Annotated in this window: 1 protein-coding gene; it reads left to right on the plus strand. The window is 36.3% G+C overall.

The genetic code is table 11. The features are described 5' to 3' along the window. Window positions 1-331: 331 nt before the first annotated feature. Window positions 332-491: magnesium chelatase domain-containing protein (locus tag ACTQ5K_RS25570; RefSeq protein WP_441994458.1), on the plus strand; the 160-nt coding region annotated here is incomplete at its 3' end.

Raw genomic sequence — 491 nt, forward strand, 5'->3', positions numbered from 1 at the left:
AGTGAAATCCCGAATAATCTTGTTTCACAGGAAAGTTTTACAAGAGTGTTTTGTGGGATTGCCGATGGAATTTGTCAAAGAGAAGTACAGCAGTTATATTGTTGTCTTCTTCTTTTTATTTTCATTTTGGCAGGAAATTTGATTATTTTGTAGAATATTGGAGTGGTAGATTGTTTCTTTACCTCTGTTAGTTGTTCTTGTTCTAAAAAGATTTTCTTCTATATTAACCTCGATTGATTTATCTTCCTATTTTAATCTTTCTTGAATTGTTTCTTTCCCGGTTAATTTTCATTCATCGTACTATAAAAATAAATAGTTTGGAGGGAGTTGTATGACTTCAAAAGTTTCAAGTATTGGTTTGAAAGGGATGGAGGGCTATTGTGTTCAGGTGGAGGTGCGGATATCGCAGGACACGGAATCTATGGTGATTGTTGGGTTGCCTGATGCTTCTGTTAAGGAGTCTCGAGAGAGGGTGTTGGCGTCGATTGCTC

The organism is Niallia sp. Sow4_A1, assembly GCF_052116745.1.
Lineage (GTDB): Bacteria > Bacillota > Bacilli > Bacillales > Cytobacillaceae > Niallia > Niallia hominis.